At 62.2% G+C, this 16,166-nt stretch carries 16 protein-coding genes; 9 read left to right on the forward strand and 7 right to left on the reverse strand.

What is annotated here, in order from left to right:
* Positions 1-33 precede the first annotated feature (33 nt).
* Positions 34-975: a LysR substrate-binding domain-containing protein gene (locus J2X15_RS00830; RefSeq protein ID WP_310338472.1), complete on the reverse strand. Its 942-nt coding sequence runs from the start codon at positions 973-975 to the stop codon at positions 34-36.
* Between the two features lie 117 nt (positions 976-1,092).
* On the opposite strand from J2X15_RS00830, the gene J2X15_RS00835 reads away from it, so the two are divergent.
* From J2X15_RS00835 to J2X15_RS00845, 3 genes are all read left to right on the forward strand, one after another.
* Complete coding sequence (locus J2X15_RS00835; protein ID WP_310338474.1) at positions 1,093-1,794, forward strand: pirin family protein; 702 nt, start codon at positions 1,093-1,095, stop codon at positions 1,792-1,794.
* A 33-nt stretch (positions 1,795-1,827) separates the two neighbouring features.
* Complete coding sequence (locus tag J2X15_RS00840) at positions 1,828-2,238, forward strand: DoxX family protein (RefSeq protein WP_310338476.1); 411 nt, start codon at positions 1,828-1,830, stop codon at positions 2,236-2,238.
* Positions 2,239-2,303: 65 nt separating this feature from the next.
* Entirely contained in the window at positions 2,304-2,837 is a 534-nt protein-coding gene (locus J2X15_RS00845; RefSeq protein WP_310338479.1) for a flavodoxin family protein, read from the forward strand.
* A 64-nt stretch (positions 2,838-2,901) separates the two neighbouring features.
* Here the strand turns inward: J2X15_RS00845 and J2X15_RS00850 are convergent, their stop codons facing one another.
* On the reverse strand, positions 2,902-3,633 hold the full coding sequence (locus J2X15_RS00850; protein WP_310338481.1) for a helix-turn-helix domain-containing protein: 732 nt from the start codon (positions 3,631-3,633) through the stop codon (positions 2,902-2,904).
* Between the two features lie 115 nt (positions 3,634-3,748).
* On the opposite strand from J2X15_RS00850, the gene J2X15_RS00855 reads away from it, so the two are divergent.
* The 5 genes from J2X15_RS00855 (at position 3,749) to J2X15_RS00875 (ending at position 8,368) form a co-directional block, all read left to right on the forward strand.
* Positions 3,749-4,528, forward strand: coding sequence for a hypothetical protein (locus J2X15_RS00855; RefSeq protein ID WP_310338483.1), 780 nt, complete (start codon positions 3,749-3,751; stop codon positions 4,526-4,528).
* Positions 4,529-4,562: 34 nt separating this feature from the next.
* The gene (locus tag J2X15_RS00860; protein WP_310338484.1) at positions 4,563-6,467 is read left to right on the forward strand and encodes an MFS transporter; all 1,905 of its coding nucleotides are present in this window, start codon (positions 4,563-4,565) and stop codon (positions 6,465-6,467) included.
* A gap of 124 nt (positions 6,468-6,591) precedes the next feature.
* Entirely contained in the window at positions 6,592-7,068 is a 477-nt protein-coding gene (locus J2X15_RS00865; RefSeq protein ID WP_310338487.1) for a YiaA/YiaB family inner membrane protein, read from the forward strand.
* A gap of 26 nt (positions 7,069-7,094) precedes the next feature.
* Entirely contained in the window at positions 7,095-7,553 is a 459-nt protein-coding gene (locus tag J2X15_RS00870; protein ID WP_310338490.1) for a hypothetical protein, read from the forward strand.
* Positions 7,550-8,368, forward strand: a complete 819-nt coding sequence (locus tag J2X15_RS00875; protein WP_409034232.1) for a DUF2145 domain-containing protein — start codon at positions 7,550-7,552, stop codon at positions 8,366-8,368. The genes J2X15_RS00870 and J2X15_RS00875 overlap by 4 nt, the downstream gene beginning before the upstream one ends.
* On the opposite strand, the gene J2X15_RS00880 is transcribed toward J2X15_RS00875, so the two are convergent.
* On the reverse strand, positions 8,365-9,129 hold the full coding sequence (locus J2X15_RS00880; RefSeq protein ID WP_310338493.1) for a sulfurtransferase: 765 nt from the start codon (positions 9,127-9,129) through the stop codon (positions 8,365-8,367). The two genes, J2X15_RS00875 and J2X15_RS00880, sit on opposite strands and share 4 nt — an antisense overlap.
* Positions 9,130-9,193: 64 nt before the next feature.
* Between J2X15_RS00880 and dnaE the strand changes: the two genes are divergently transcribed.
* Positions 9,194-12,763 carry a DNA polymerase III subunit alpha gene (gene dnaE, locus J2X15_RS00885; RefSeq protein ID WP_310338496.1) on the forward strand — a complete coding sequence of 1,190 codons (3,570 nt, stop codon included), beginning with the start codon at positions 9,194-9,196 and terminating at the stop codon, positions 12,761-12,763.
* A 73-nt stretch (positions 12,764-12,836) separates the two neighbouring features.
* Here the strand turns inward: dnaE and tolA are convergent, their stop codons facing one another.
* The 4 genes from tolA to J2X15_RS00905 are packed head-to-tail and all read right to left on the reverse strand — an operon-like array spanning position 12,837 to position 16,164.
* Entirely contained in the window at positions 12,837-13,799 is a 963-nt protein-coding gene (tolA, locus tag J2X15_RS00890) for a cell envelope integrity protein TolA (protein WP_310338499.1), read from the reverse strand.
* A 10-nt stretch (positions 13,800-13,809) separates the two neighbouring features.
* Positions 13,810-14,244 (reverse strand): ExbD/TolR family protein, encoded by a 435-nt coding sequence (locus J2X15_RS00895; protein ID WP_310338501.1) that lies wholly within the window; start codon positions 14,242-14,244, stop codon positions 13,810-13,812.
* Positions 14,245-14,268: 24 nt separating this feature from the next.
* Positions 14,269-14,961 carry a protein TolQ gene (gene tolQ / locus J2X15_RS00900; protein ID WP_310338503.1) on the reverse strand — a complete coding sequence of 231 codons (693 nt, stop codon included), beginning with the start codon at positions 14,959-14,961 and terminating at the stop codon, positions 14,269-14,271.
* Between the two features lie 21 nt (positions 14,962-14,982).
* Positions 14,983-16,164 carry a pyridoxal phosphate-dependent aminotransferase gene (locus J2X15_RS00905; RefSeq protein ID WP_310338505.1) on the reverse strand — a complete coding sequence of 394 codons (1,182 nt, stop codon included), beginning with the start codon at positions 16,162-16,164 and terminating at the stop codon, positions 14,983-14,985.
* Positions 16,165-16,166 lie beyond the last annotated feature (2 nt).

The raw sequence follows: 16,166 nt of genomic DNA on the forward strand, positions 1-16,166 counted from the left end.
TCTCTTTATACACGCTGGCCGGGCCCTGCTGGCTTACGCGTTGCGGTGTTCTTCCAGCAGTGCGTTGCGTGTGGCCGGACTTTCTAGCTGGCTCAGCCACCACTGCAGGGCATTGCCCTGCTGGGTGGTTTTGCTCAGGCGCCAGGCGTAGTGCAGTGGCACCTGACGCTGCGCGCGCTCGGTGCGTTTGACGACCAGGCGGCCGGTGTCGATGTAGCTGTCGGCCATGCAGCGTGGCAGGTTGCCGCCGCCCAGGCCGCGCAGTTGTGCGTCCAGCTTGGCGTGCATGGTGGGTACCGTGAACACATCTTGCCCGCTGAGCAGACCAAAGGTCTGGCCCGAACCCCGGCTGATGGAGTCGGCCACGGCCACGGCGCGGTGCTTCTGGATCACATCGTCCGACAGCGGCTCGGGGGCGCTGGCCAGCGGGTGATGGGGGGCCACGGCATACACAAAGGTGATGTGGCCCAGCGGCTTGCTGTGCACGCCCGCGGTGCGCGCCGAGTCGGCACCCACGCCAATGGCCAGGTCCGCCTGGCCGCGGGTCAGCGCTTCGAGCGTGCCGGACAGCGTCTCTTCGCGGATGCGGATGCGTGTGGGCGGGGACTGGCTGAAAAAGCTCTCGCACAACTCCATCATGGTGGGCTTGGAGATGACGGTGTCGATGGCGATGGTGAACTGCGGCTCCCAGCCGGTGGCCACGCGCTTGACGCGATTCGCCACGGCGTCAATTTCTTCGAGCAAGCGGGCACCTTCGCGCAGCAGCTCGGCGCCAGCCTCGGTGAGCTTGGCCTGGCGTGAACTGCGGTCGTACAGCAGCACGTCCAGCGCGTCCTCAATTTGGCGCACCCGGTAGGTCAGGGCGCTGGGCACCATGCCCATCTCGCGCGCGGCGGCAGCAAAACTGCCTGCCACCGCAATGGTCTGCAGCATCGAGAGTGCATCTGGGGTCAGGAAGTCACGTGCGTTTTGCATGAAACATGCCTTTAAGTTGAATTGGTTTGAATGATGCCATCAAACAGCATGGATGGAAAAGGCCCCGCCGAGGCCTAAAGTTCAACCCATTAGCAAGACACAGAGAAAGGACACCGTATGTTGACCTTACGCAAATCCCAGGACCGCGGCCAAGCCGACCACGGCTGGTTGAAGTCTTTCCACAGCTTTTCGTTCGCCGGTTACTACGATCCTGCCCACATGGGCTGGGGCAACCTGCGCGTCATCAACGAAGACCGCATTGCCCCCGGCACCGGCTTTGGCACCCACGGCCACCGCGACATGGAAATCATCAGCTATGTGATGTCGGGCAATCTGGCGCACAAGGACAGCATGGGCAACGTCAAGGGCATTCCGCCTGGTGACGTGCAGCGCATGAGCGCCGGCAGTGGCGTGCAGCACAGCGAGTTCAACCACGCCCAGGGCGAAACCACGCACTTTTTTCAGATCTGGATTGAGCCGAATGTGCGCGGCATCCCGCCCAGCTATGAGCAAAAGAGTTTTGACCAAGCCGAAAAGCAGGGCAAGCTGCGGCTGGTCGCGTCGCCTGATGGTGCGGACAACAGCGTGCTGATCCATGCCGATGCCAAGCTTTACAGCGGTCTGTTCGATGGCGCAGAGAGTGCCGAGCTGGCCCTGGACCCCACCCGCAAAGCCTATGTGCAGGTGCTGCGCGGCGGGGTAGAAGTCAACGGTGCCAAACTCACCACGGGTGATGCAGCGCTGTTGGAGGGCGAAAGCCGCATTACATTGGCCCAGGGTGCCAACGCCGAAGTTTTAGTGTTTGACCTGGACGCCTGATTTTTAGTTTTTTAACCAACGAAGGAGATCCTCATGTTTGACAAATTCCAAAACCCCCTGGCTCTGGCCGCACGCATTCTGCTGGCTGCCCTGTTTGTGCCCGCTGGCATCAGCAAGATTGCGGGCTTTGCCGGCACAGTGGGTTACATCGGTTCAGTCGGCCTGCCACTGCCCGCAGTCGGCGCGGTGCTGGCCATCCTGGCCGAAGCTGGCGGTGGCATTGCGCTGCTGTTGGGCTTCCAGGCTCGCATCGCAGCCTTGGTGCTGGCGGTGTTCACCCTGGCCGCTGGCGTGTTCTTCCATGCCTACTGGTCCGTGCCCGCTGACCAAGTGATGGTGACCCAGATCATGTTCATGAAGAACATCGCCATTGCCGGCGGGCTGCTGGCCTTGGTGGCCTTTGGCCCCGGCAAGTTGAGCCTGGACGCCAAGCGCGGCAACTGAATTTCTCTCTCGGAGGCCCGCATGGTGTGGGCTTCTTCAATTAGCCTTTATCAAGGAGCTTTGACATGGCAAAAGTAGCAGTGGTATTCCATTCCGGTTACGGTCACACCCAGCGTGTGGCGCAGTTCGTGGCTGAGGGCGCAGGTGCAGACCTGGTGGCGATCGATGCCGACGGCAACCTGACCGACGCACAGTGGGCTACGCTGGACGCAGCTGACGCGGTGATCTTTGGTTCTCCCACGTACATGGGCATGGCCTCTTGGCAGTTCAAGAAATTTGCCGATGCCACCAGCAAAAAGTGGTTCACTGGCGCGTGGAAAGACAAAGTGGCTGGTGGTTTCACCTGCTCGGCCAGCCCCAGCGGTGACAAGCTGTCTACCATCCAGTACTTCATTACGTTGGCCATGCAGCAAGGCATGATCTGGGTGGGCCAGCCTGCCATGAACGACGGCACCATCAACCGCATCGGTTCCAACTCTGGCGTGATGGCCCAAGTCGGCCCCACCAGCCCCGCAGAAGACATTCCTCAGGGTGACCTGGACACTGCCAAGGCCTACGGCCAGCGCGTGACGGAAGTGACGACCAAGCTGCGCGGTTAATCGCCCGCTTCGCTATCAGCCCCAGTGCCTTGGCATTGGGGCTTTTTTGTGCGCGTGTATCGCATCAACGGCGAAAATTGGTGAACGCTTCAAACTCCCAGCGCCGCATGGCCAGCAGCAGGGTGTAGCCCTCGCGTTCGGGTTCCGGCACTTTCTGGTCGGCCAGGTGCTGCTGGGCAAAGTCTTGTGCCACACGCTGCAGGCGTTCCAGAAAGGCGGGTGCCAGACTGCGGCTGACCGACCCGTGCACCATCAACAGGCCTTCGCCTGCGCCATCAAAACCGCCCGAGAAATAGTCCAGCAGCGCGTGCTCGCGGAAATAGGTCATCACCGGTCCGTGCGGGCGCCAGCGAAAAGTCTTGGCCAACTTCAGGCGGTAACGGTTCAGCGGGCGCAGCTCGATGATGCCAATGCGGTCCAGCTGCGCCAGCGTCTGGATGCACTCCGCCTCGGTCAGCCGGTAGGTGCTGATGATTTGTTCTAGCGTCCACTGGCTGAGCACGCAGATCGCCACCAGCAGCAGCTTCTTGTCCGCCACCACCGCGCTCTCCTGCGTCTGGCTGAGCTGGGCCAGCAAAGGCTGGTTGTCGGCCACGCGCCGTGCCAGGTCGGCAAAGTCCAGCCTCAGCGCGTGGCAGATGGCGTCGATGCGCGACAGCGGCATGTCCCCCTTGGCCAGCATACGTTTGACGCTGGACTCGGCCATATCCAGCGCAATGGCCAGGTCCGCATAAGTCATCTGGGCAGATTTCAGTTCCTTCTTCAGGGCGGTCACAAGGTCGGCGGTGGTGCTCATGGGTATCGATTATTGATACTTTTTATAGCGCCTTGCAGTACGAGAGCAGTTTTGAGGCGTATGCCGCAGGATCTTCCACACACTGCGGCTCACCTGAACTTCTGGGAGAAACCCCATGCCCCCGTTGACCCGCAGTGAAACTAGCCTGGCTGCAGCCCTGTTGGCAGCCTTGGCGGTGGCCGTATTCGGCCCCTTCGTCGCGCAGTACACCCACTACCACGCGTTTGCCGACCAGCGTGCCTGGCTGGGCGTGCCGCACGCGCTGGACGTACTGTCCAACCTGCCATTTGCGTTGGCGGGGCTGCTGGGCTTGCATTGCTTGTGGCCGCAACGCGGCACGCTGCGTGGAGATGTACGTGCACCGCTCCTGGCGCTCTTCTTTGTCGGGCTGGTGTTTACCGCACTGTGTTCGGGCTACTACCACTGGCAGCCCGACAACGCAGGTTTGGCCGTGGACCGCGCGGGCATGGTGCTGGCCTTTGCAGGCCTGCTGGGTGCGGCGGTGGCCGACCGGGTGAGCGTGCGCATGGGCTGGGTAGTGGCGCTGGCCGTGTTTCTGCTGGGGCCCATGAGCGTGGCAGTCTGGTGGATGAGTGGCAACCTGCTGCCTTGGGCCGTGTTGCAGGGTGGAGGCATGCTGCTGGTACTGGCCATGGCCTTGCGCCCTAAGTTGACCGAGGGCTGGGGCCTGCCGTTGGTGGCGGTGATTGCCTGGTACGCCTTCGCCAAGTTGCTGGAATTGGGTGACCACCAGGTCTTCATCGCCACACACGGCTGGGTGTCGGGCCATAGTCTGAAGCACCTGGCCGCAGCGATGGCCGCCGGGCCGGTGCTTGGTGTCATGCACAATGGCGCCCAAAAGAATATCCGCGGGGCACTGCCCCAAGCGGTTTAAACAGCAAGATGACCCACAGACCCGAGGAGACCCGATGAGTCGCAACGAGCACCCGAATCAGTTTGCGCTGCTGTCACAGCGCCGGTTTGCCCCATTCTTCTGGACGCAGTTTCTGGGCGCCGGCAACGACAACCTGTTCAAGTTCGCGTTCACCGTCATGGTGACCTACCAGCTGCAAGTGAGCTGGCTGCCGCCGGAGAAAGCCGGGCTGGCGATTGGCGCGCTGTTCATCCTGCCATTCCTGCTTTTTTCGGCTACCAGTGGGCAGATCACCGACAAGTATGACAAGACGATCGTGATCCGCTTCGTCAAGAACCTGGAAATCGGTGTGATGCTGCTGGCCGCACTCGGCTTTGTGACCCACAACCCCGTGGTGCTGCTGGCGTGTGTGTTTCTCATGGGCCTGCATTCCACGCTGTTTGGCCCAGTGAAGTTTGCCTACCTGCCGCAGCACCTGAACGAGCGCGAGCTGACCGGTGGCAATGGCATGGTGGAGATGGGTACTTTTGTTGCCATCCTGCTGGGCAATGTGGCAGGCGGGCTGCTGATTGCGCTGCCCGGTGTGGGTGCCACTTATGTGGCCTTTGCCTGCATTGGTGCTGCGCTCCTGGGTCGCGTGACGGCACAATTGGTGCCCCCCACGCCCGCTACCGACCCCGGTCTTCGCATCAACTGGAACCCGGTGAGCGAAACACTGCGCAACCTGAAGCTGGCGCACGGCAATACGGTCGTCTTCCGCTCATTGCTGGGTATCAGCTGGATGTGGTTCTTCGGTGCCGTGTTCCTTAGCAACTTCCCTGTTTTTGCCAAAGACGTGCTGCACGGCGACGAGCATGTCGCTTCGTTGTTGCTGGTGGTGTTCTCCATCGGCATTGGCATCGGTTCGCTGCTGTGTGAGCTGCTGTCCAAGCGGCACGTGGAAATTGGCCTGGTACCTGCAGGTGCTATCGGCATGAGCGTGTTCTCGATTGATCTGTACTTTGCCTCGCGCGGCCTGCCACCCGCGACGGCGCAAACGGTAGGGCAGTTTGTCGGCCAGGCCGCGCATTGGCGCGTGATGGCTGACCTGGCATTGCTGAGCCTGTTTGCGGGTTTGTACAGCGTGCCCATGTATGCCCTGATCCAGCTACGCAGCGAGGCCTCGCACCGGGCGCGCATCATTGCGGCCAACAACATCCTCAACGCGCTGTTCATGATTGTCAGCTCGGTAGCCGCCGGCACCATGCTGAGCATGGGCTTCACGGTGCCCCAGGTCTTTCTGGCCACCGGCATTGCCAACGCGGTGGTGGCGGCCTATATCTTCCTGCTGGTGCCCGAGTACCTGCTGCGTTTCGTAGCTTGGGTGATGTCGCGCTTCATTTACCGCTTCAAAGTGCAGGGCGATGACAACATCCCTGCCACGGGCGCTGCGATTCTGGTGTGCAACCACGTGAGCTTTGTGGACGCGGTGTTGCTGATGGCTGCCAGCCCACGGCCCATCTATTTCCTGATGGACCACCAGATTTTCAAGGTGCCGGTGCTGGGCTGGTTGTTCAAGTTGGCCAAGGCCATTCCGATTGCGCCACGCGCGCAAGACCCCGAAGCCTATGAAGCCGCATTCGCGTCTGCCGCCAAGGTGCTGGCCGACGGCGACATGGTCTGCATCTTTCCCGAAGGCGGCATTACCCGCGACGGCACGCTGCAAGAGTTCAAGGGCGGCATCATGAAGATTCTGGAACGCACCACCGCTGCCGGCACGCCGGTGCAAGTCGTGCCCATGGCGCTCACCAACCTCTGGGGCTCGTTCTTCAGCCGGGTCGAAAAAGGCGACGCCATGGTGCGTCCATTCCGCCGCGGCGTGTTCAGCCGGGTAGGCTTGAATGCGGGTACATCCTTGGCCCCTGCCGAGGTGCAACCTGCGCTGCTGCAGCAGCGGGTAGCCCAGTTGCTGGCTGCTTAAAAGTATCATTTTCTGATACTAAAGTCTGTTGTTTTCTAGACTGGTTCAGCTTTCTGGGTTCTGGTGCCCGGAGGCTGGCTAGTATCCGTTTCGCGTCATCCCTATCTTTTTAACGAGGACCACCATGCAAGCTGGCAGCAAAGTTTTGATTCACCGCGACACCAAGGCCTGGACCATGCAGGTCTGGATTTCTTTTGGATTGGCCGTGTTTTTATGCGGTGTGGGCCTGGCCTACCTGCCCGGTGCGGATCTGGACCGGGTGTTCATGGTCATGGGCTATTTCTTTTGCCTGTCCGCCGCGTTTGTGCTGGCCAAGTTTGTGCGAGACAACGAAAAAACCAAGCGTGAGGATCGCCAGGGCGACACGCCCATGTTCGGCCTGGTGGTGTGGGGCGGCTTTTTTCTGGCCATGGGCCTGACCGGCTGGGGCCTGCTGCGCATGGAGCTCAACGACACCTACAAGGCCTTTCTGGGCGTGAGCTGGCTCTACCTGATCACCTGCACCTTCACGTTGGCCAAGACCCTGCGTGACCGCCATGAGGCGGACCTGATGGAAGCCCGCATCCAGGGCCGCATGCGCAGCGCAGCAGAGACCGAATAAGCCAATCCTTCGTTCAGGAGACTTCCATGAAACGCTCACTCGCTACACTTTTAATAGCTGCTTGCACAGTGTCTATGGGGGCTATGGTCAGTTTTGACGCCAAAGCGCAGAGCGAGGCCTCGGCCATCAGTGCGGTGTCGGCCATGCCCGTGGCCTCGGTGGTGGTAGGTGCCAGTGCGGTGGCGGGTGCAGTCGTCGCCGTTCCGGTCATGCTGTCCACTGCAGGCACCGTGCTGGTGATCAAAGCCGTGGAGGTGAGCGCCCAAGGCACGGTGTATCTGTTGGAGCGCGCGTCGGATGGTGCCCAGGTCAGCGTGCAGGTGCTGTCCGGTGGCGCCGTGCTCGCGTCCGCCGCGGTGGGGGCGTCCGTCACCGTGAGCGTGATCGGCGCGGGCACCGTGCTGTCGGCGGCGGGCGAGGTGCTGGCCTTTATCCCCAACGCCCTGGGGCGTGCGCTGCTGCACAACGAGCGCGTGGCGCTGTGACGCTGTTCAGGGCTTCTCGGGCCTTAGCGGTCTGGGTGCTGTTGGCGGCGGCGCTACCCGCTTTGGCGGGGCGCAATTGCGACACCCAACTGCCGTTGAAAACCAGTGTGCTGGAGCGCGGCTTGGCGCTGGCCGGGCGCACGGTTGCAGCGCTGGACGCCACGGGTGCCGACGTGGTGGTGTTGGCCCGTGCCGGCCAAGACCTCACCAAGTACGGTTTGCAATACTCGCACCTGGGCTTTGCCTACCGGCAGCCTGATGGTGCCAATGGCCATGTTTGGCGTGTGCTGCACAAGCTCAACCTGTGTGGCAGCGCGGTCTCGGCCATTTACCGCCAGGGGCTGGGCGAGTTTTTCATGGATGACCTGTGGCGCTACGAGGCGGGTTGGGTCGTGCCCACGCCCGAGGTGCAGGCACAGTTGCTGAAGGTGTTGCGCGACGAACCGCGCGCTGTGTCGTTGCACCACAAGCCTTACAGCATGGTCAGCTACGCCTGGAGCCAGAAGTACCAGCAGTCCAACCAATGGGCGCTGGAGACGTTCGCCATGGCGCTGGGGGCGGGGGATGCCGGTGGGCGTGCAGGCCGGGAACAGGCCCAGGCCTGGCTGCAGGCGCGTGACTACCAGCCCACGCCGCTGAAGATTGGTGCACTGACCCGCCTGGGCGGGCGTATGACCACGGCCAATGTGGCGTTCGACGACCACCCCAATGCCAAGCGGTTTTCTGACCGCATAGAAACCGTGACGGTGGATTCGGTGTTTGACTGGATGCAGCGCGCCAAGCTCACCGCGCAGCCGGTAGGTACGCTGCGTTAGGCGGCGGGCGCTTCCGCGTTCTGGGCCAGGCCCACGGTCTGCAAATCTGCGCCCAGCGCGCGCCGCTCATCAAACACAAAACAGCCACCGTGGTAGTGGCTGCCATCGGTTTCCTCGAAGTACTTGAGGATGCCACCTTCGAGTTGGTAGACATGCTCTAGCCCCTCTTCGCGCATCAGGATGGCGGCCTTTTCGCATCGGATGCCGCCGGTGCAAAAGCTCACCACGGTCTTGCCTTTTAGCGCGTCCAGGTGGCTGCGCAGGGCGTCGGGGAACTCGGTGAACTTGGTGATGCGCCAGTCGATGGCGCCGTCGAAGGTGCCTTCGTCCACCTCAAAGTCGTTGCGCGTGTCCAGTGTCACCACGGGGCGACCTTCGTCGTCATGGCCCTGGTCCAGCCAGCGCTTCACGGTGGCGGGCGCCACGGCCGGTGCGCGGCCCTGGGCGGGCTGGATAGCCGGGTGGTTCATGCGGATGATCTCACCCTTGACCTTCACCAGCATCTTCTTGAACGGTTGCGTGTCCGACCAGCTTTCTTTGGGCGCGATGTCGGCAAAGCGGGCATCGGAGTGCAACTGGGCCACAAAGCCGCGCACGTCGTCGGCCGGGCCGGCCAGGAATAGGTTGATGCCTTCTTCGGCCAACAGGATGGTGCCCTTGAGTTTGAGCGCCGTGGCTCGCGCCAGCAGCACTTCACGCAACGCGGGCGCATCGGTGATGGAGACAAACTTGTAGCTAGAGATGTTCAGGATGGTGTTCACCCTCTGATTTTAAGTTTTCCGGGCGCGCCCTTGGCTGCCAAGTCCGCAAAACTACAATGAAGCCATGTTTATCCACCTGCGCCTCCACACCGAGTTTTCCGTAGTCGACTCCACCAACCGCATCGACGATGTGGTCAAGGTGGCCGCCAAGGACAACCAGCCGGCCCTGGCCATCACCGACCTGAACAATCTGTTTGGCGCGATCAAGTTTTACAAGGGCGCGCGGGGCAAGGGTGTCAAGCCCCTGATCGGTGCCGAGGTCATCTTGGAAGGTCTGGGCACGGACGCCACCGCGGTATCCCGCATCATTTTGTTGGTGCAGAACAAGCAGGGCTACCTGAACATCTCGGAGCTGATTGCGCGCGCTTTCACGCAAAACGTGGTGAAAAACCAGGCCGTGGTGAAAATGGCCTGGCTCAAGGAATTGCACGAAGGGCTGATCTGCCTGGCCGGTGCGCAGGCCGGTCCCGTGGGCCAGGCGCTGGTGCAGGGCGACACGGCGCGTGCCTATGAAGCCGCCATGCAACTGGCCAGCGTGTTCCCGCACCGCTTTTACCTGGAGCTGCAGCGCGCGGGCCGTACGGACGACGAGACCCATGTGGTGGCTGCTGTGCAACTGGCCGCGCGCATGATGCTGCCCGTGGTGGCCACGCACCCCATCCAGTTCACTGAGCCCGATGACTTTGAGGCCCACGAGGCGCGCGTCTGCATTGCCGATGGCGAGATCCTCAGCAACCCCAAGCGGGTGCGCCGCTTCACACGCGAGCAGTACTTCAAGAGCGCGGCGCAGATGGAGGCGTTGTTTGCCGATATTCCCTCGGCCATTGCCAACACCGTGGAGATTGCCAAGCGTTGCAGCCTGACGCTGGTGCTCGGCAAAAACTACTTGCCCGAGTTCCCCACGCCCCTGGTCAACGGCCAGCGCATGACGCCCGAGGAGTATTTTCGCTACGCATCGTTCGAAGGCCTCAAGGATCGCATGGCGCATCTGTACCCCGATGTGGCCAAGCGCGAGGCCGAGATGCCACGCTACGTGGCGCGCCTGGAGTTTGAGATTGGCACCATCCTGAAGATGGGTTTCCCTGGCTACTTTTTGATCGTGGGGGATTTCATCAACTGGGCCAAGAACAATGGCTGCCCGGTGGGGCCGGGCCGGGGCTCGGGTGCGGGCAGTTTGGTGGCGTATGCGCTCAAGATCACTGACCTGGACCCCCTGCAGTACAACCTGCTGTTCGAGCGGTTTTTGAACCCCGAGCGGGTCTCCATGCCCGACTTCGACATCGACTTTTGCCAGACCAACCGCAATCTGGTCATCGACTATGTGAAGGCCAAGTACGGCAAGGACGCCGTGAGCCAGATCGCCACCTTCGGCACCATGGCCGCGCGCGGCGTGATCCGCGACGTGGGCCGCGTGCTGGATATGCCCTATATGTTTTGCGATGGCATCAGCAAGCTCATCCCCAACAAGCCGGGCACCAACGTCACACTGCAGTTGCCACCTACCGATGGCAAGAAGAACGACAAATACATCTACGCCAGCGAGGCCGAACCCATCCTGGCCGAACGCGAGGCCAAGGAGGAAGATGTCAAGACGCTGTTGGAGATGGCGCGCAAGCTGGAGGGCATGACCCGCAACATCGGCATGCACGCCGGTGGTGTGCTGATCGCGCCGGGCAAGCTGACCGACTTCTGCCCGCTGTACCAGCAGCCCGGCAGCGAATCGGCTGTGAGCCAGTACGATAAGGACGACGTGGAGGCCATTGGTCTGGTGAAGTTCGACTTCTTGGGCCTGGCCACGCTGACGATTCTGGAGATCGCGCGCGAGTTCATCATGAAGCGCCATGCAGGCCAGGAGAACTTTGCCTACGAGAACCTGCCGCTGGACGATGCGCGGGTCTACCGCCTGTTTTCTGAGGGCAAGACCGAGGCCGTGTTCCAGTTTGAAAGCGTGGGCATGCAGCGCATGCTGGTGGACGCCAAGCCCAGCCGGCTGGAAGACCTGATTGCACTGAACGCCTTGTATCGCCCCGGCCCCATGGACCTGATCCCCAGCTTTGTGGCGCGCAAACACGGCAAGGAAGAGGTGGAGTACCCCCATCCGGCGGTGGCCGAGATGCTGTCCGAGACCTACGGCATCATGGTCTACCAGGAGCAGGTGATGCAGACCGCGCAGATCCTGGGCGGCTACTCACTGGGCGGCGCCGATTTGCTGCGCCGCGCCATGGGCAAGAAGAAAAAAGAGGAGATGGACCAGCACCGGGACATCTTCCGCGCCGGTGCGCTCAAGACCCACGGCATTCCCCAGGACAAGGCCGACGAGGTTTTCGACCTGATGGAGAAGTTCGCGGGCTACGGCTTCAACAAGTCGCACGCCGCTGCCTACTCGCTCTTGGCCTACCACACGGCCTGGATCAAGGTGCACTACACGGCCGAGTTTTTCTGCGCCAACATGACCGTGGAAATGGACGACACCGACAAGCTCAAGGTGCTGTTTGAAGACGCCGAGAAGATGGGCCTGAGCTTTGAGCCGCCCAACATCAACCGCGGCTTCCACCGCTTCGAGCCGATCTCGAACAAGGAAATCCGCTACGGCTTGGGCGCCATCAAGGGGACGGGCCAGCAAGCCATCGAGGCCATCGTGGCCGCCCGCGAAGGCCGTGGCCCCACCGAAGAGTCTGGCCCGTTCAAGAGCCTGTTTGACTTTGCGCGCCGCGTGGACCGCAGCCGCTTGAACAAGCGCTGCGTGGAAGCGCTTATCAAGGCTGGTGCTTTTGATACGCTGCAACTCAACCGCGCAGCGCTGGTGGAAAGCATTGACCGTGCGTTTGACTTTGCTGCGGCCAGCGCCGCCAATGCCAACCAGCACGGCCTGTTTGACATGGGCGGTGAGGATGACCATGGATCGAGCACGCAGGAGCCTGATCTGATCGAGGTCATGCCTTGGGGCGTGCGCGAGCAGCTCACGCAGGAAAAAGCGGCGGTGGGTTTTTACCTCTCGGGCCACCTGTTCGATGAAATGGCTCTGGAAGTACGCCGCTTTGCCAAGCGGCCCATCGAGGAGGTGCTGGAGACCCGCGAACCGCAGATTCTGGCCGGCATCATCAGCGGCTTCCGGGTCATCAACGGCAACCGCGGCAAGGTGGGCATCTTCTCGCTGGACGACAAATCTGCCGCGATCGAGGCCACCGCCGATGAAACCCTGCTGACCACCTACCGCAACCTGCTGCAGGACGACACCCTGGTCATCGTCAGCGGCCGGCTGCAGCAGGGGCGCAATGGCTTTGCCGCACGTTTTGTGGTGCAGCAGGTCTGGAGCCTGGAGCAGGCGCGTTGCCGCTTTGGCAAGTACCTGCGTGTGGCCGTGCAGCTGGACGGCCAGCAGCGTGCACCCGATGTGCCTGCCATGCTGCGCGAGTTTCCTGCCGAACGCGAAATGTCAGAGCAGGGCGAACTGGTGCGCGGCCTGGCCGTGCGCCTGCAGGTGCAATGCGCGGCAACCGACGGGGAAGACATTCCGGGTTCACTGGCCGAGCTGCACTTGGGCGAAGCCGCCAAGTTCTTTCCCAGCGATGCGGCACTGGCCAGTTGGCGTGCCCAGGCGTTCCAGGGCAAAGCGGTCATTGCCTACGATTGAGAGTGAAATGGGCCGCTAGCCCGCGTGGAATGTGCGCGGGCAGCTACTAAAACGATAGTGACTGTCCGGTGTCCTAGTTTCCAATCATCGTTTGCGGGGACATGATGATGATCATGGGGGACGGCACACGACCGTCTTCGTCGCGCGGCAGCACGCCGGTCTTGTCGATGGCGTTCAGTGCCGCGTCATCCCAGGATTTGTTGCCACTGCCCTTGGCGATACGGCGGCTCAGAATGGTTCCGTCGGGCGACGCGCGGACTTCGACCTCGGCAGTGGGGTTGCCAACAATGGTTTCGATGTACGTGATGTTGGGCTTGATCTTGGCCCTGATGCGGCCGGAATAGCTCGCTGAAGGCCCCGCGCTCTTGGCCGCAGAACCCGCCGCATTGGCATCGCCACTACCGGCCAGACCCGCCATGCGCTTGAGGTTTTGTTGGCGCAGGTCTTCCAGCTTCTGCGCTTCCGCTTTGGCCTGGGCGGCCTTTTCTGCCTTTTGCTTGGCTGTGTCTGCCGTCTTGGCTTTGTCCGCCTTGTCTTTCTCGGCCTTGTCGCGCGCCAGCTTCTCTTTGGCCTCTTTCTCTTTCGCGTCCTTGGCCTTCTGGAGTTTGTCTTTCTCCAGTTTGTCCTTTTCCAACTTTTCCTTTTGCTGCTTCTCCTGCAGCTTGCGGTCCAGCTCCAGCTTCTGCTGTTCTTTCTCCTTCTGCACGCGCGCCTTTTCCTTGGCCAGGGCAATGTCGGCTTGGCTGGGTGCGTCAGGTGGAGGCGCGGGGCGGGGGGTTGGCGGTACAGGCAGTGGTGGCGCGGGTTCGGGGTCCGGTTCCGGCTGGGGTTCGGGTGGTGGTGGTGCGGCCTCTACGGGAATATTGGCCCACAGCTCGGCTTCTACCGTGGCAGGTGGGGTTTCACGTTTCCAGGCCACACCGACGGCCAGAATGAACACCAGCACCAGGTGGGCCAGAATGGCCAGCGCGAACGCGCGCAGCATGCCCGGCGTGTGCGGCGGTGCAAATTCCAGGTGTTGGCGGCTGGGCTGCATGGCCGGTGGGTCAGTTGGCCAGTTGCACCGACAGGCCCACGCGCTGGATGCCCGCGCGTTGCAGCGTGTCCATGACCTGGACCACGCTTTCGTATTTCACGGTTTTGTCTGCGCTGATGACCACGGCCGAGCCTGCGGCTGCCACGCTGTCCTTGGCGCCCTGGGCGCGCTTTACGGCGGCGGCCAGGTCTTTGAGCACCAGCGGTGTGGTTTGCTCTTTTACCTTCATTTCCAGCTTGTCATCTTTACCAATGACGATCTGAATGATCTGGTCGGGCTGGCGTGAGGCCTTGCCCACGCTGGGCAGGTCAATCATGCTGGGGGTGATCAGCGGGGCGGTCACCATGAAGATGATCAAGAGCACCAGCATCACGTCGATGAAGGGCACCATGTTGATCTCGTTGATGGTGCGGCGGCCTCGGCCGCGACCGGCTACAGCGGGCATGGGGATGTGCTCCTGGGCGTGGGTTCAGCGGGGGGCGCTGCCCTGGGCGCTGACATTGCGCTGCAGGATGTTGGAAAACTCTTCGATGAAGGTTTCCTGGTGGATGGAGATGCGGTCCAGGTCGCGGGCAAAGCGGTTGTACGCCACCACGGCGGGGATAGCGGCAAACAGGCCAATGGCGGTAGCCACCAGCGCCTCGGCAATGCCGGGGGCCACGGTGGACAGCGTCACCTGCTGCAGCGATGCCAAGCCGGTGAACGCATGCATGATGCCCCACACCGTGCCAAACAGGCCCACATACGGAGAGACCGAACCCACGGAGGCGAGGAATGACAGGTTGCTTTCCACCTCGTCCATCTCGCGCTGGAAGCTGGCCCGCATGGCGCGGCGGGCGCCATCCATCAGCGTGCCCACGTCGGTTATGCGGCGCTCGCGCAGTTTCTGGAATTCGCGCATGCCGCTGGCAAAAATGCGTTCCATGGGGCCGCCGTTCGCGGCATTTTTGCTGGCGGTGGTGAACAGGTCATTCAGGCTGGAGCCGGACCAGAAGTCGCGCTCAAAGGCTTCGTTCTGGGCCTTCACCCGGTTCAACGCAAACAACTTGCGAAAGATGGCGGCCCAGCTGGTGATGGACACCAGCATCAGCAGCAGCATCACGGCTTGCACCACGAGGCTGGCGTTCAGTACCAAATGGAGAATGGAGAGGTCTTGGTTCATCGGTGGTCGCGGCGTGAAGGGTCAGAGCATCGCACGGATGCGGGTAATCGCTGTTTCCAATTGTTGCATCGAACTGGCGGTGGAGAAGCGCACAAACTGCACGGTTTGCGCAGTACCAAAGTCCCGCCCCGGGGTGGTGGCCACATGGGCGCGGTTCATCACTTCAAAGGCAAAGTCCCAGCTGTCCTTGATCCCCAGCTTGCGGCAAAGTTCCGAGCAATCTGCCCAGGCGTAGAACGCGCCATCGGGCATGACCGGGACTGTGAGTCCCAGCGCATTGAGCTGGGGGATGAAGTAGTCGCGCCGGGCCTTGAACTCGGCACGGCGCTGCTCGTACAACGCCAGGCTGGCGTCTTCAAAGCAGGCCAGTGCGGCATGCTGCGCAATGGTGCTGGGGCAGATGAAGAGGTTCTGCGCCAGGCGCTCCACCACGCTCACCAGCGCTTCGGGCACCACCATCCAACCTAGGCGCCAGCCCGTCATGTTGAAGTACTTGCTGAAGCTGTTGATGCTGATGATCTGGTCATCCAGCGCCAGCGCCGTCTGGCCAAACTGCGCGTCATGGCTCAGCGCCAGGTAAATCTCATCCACCATCGTGATGCCGCCACGTGCCTGCACCACCTGGTGGATGCGCCGCAGCTCGTCAGGGTGAATAGATGTACCCGTGGGGTTGGAGGGCGATGCCAGCAGCACGCCGCGGGTGCGCGGGCCCCAGGCGGCTTCCACCTTGGCCGCGCTGAGCTGAAAGCGCTCCTCAGCGGTGGTGGGGATCAAGACTGCTTTGCCCTCGGCCGCACTCACAAAGTGGCGGTTGCAGGGGTAGCTGGGGTCGGGCATCAAAATCTCGTCGCCCGACTCGATCAGCGCTAGGCAGGCCAAGTGCAGTGCCGCCGATGCGCCTGCCGTGACCACAATGCGGCTAGCCGGCACCTGCACGCCAAAGCGGCTGGCATACCAGGCGCTGATGCGCTCACGCAGTTGGGGCAGGCCGGTGGCGGCGGTGTACTGGGAATGGCCGTGGTGCACCGCGCGCTGCGCCGCTTCTTGCACCAGGGGGGGCGCGGTGAAGTCGGGTTCGCCGATGTTGAGGAACACCATGGGCGCATCGGTGTGCGCCACCTGGGCGGCCAGGGCCGAAGCGGCCTTGGCTACTTCCATCACATAAAACGGCTCAATGTTTTGTGCGCGGGACGATATCTGCATGG

Origin of the sequence: Rhodoferax saidenbachensis, assembly GCF_031457975.1 — a bacterium.
GTDB classification, from domain to species: Bacteria; Pseudomonadota; Gammaproteobacteria; order Burkholderiales; family Burkholderiaceae_C; genus Allorhodoferax; species Allorhodoferax saidenbachensis_A.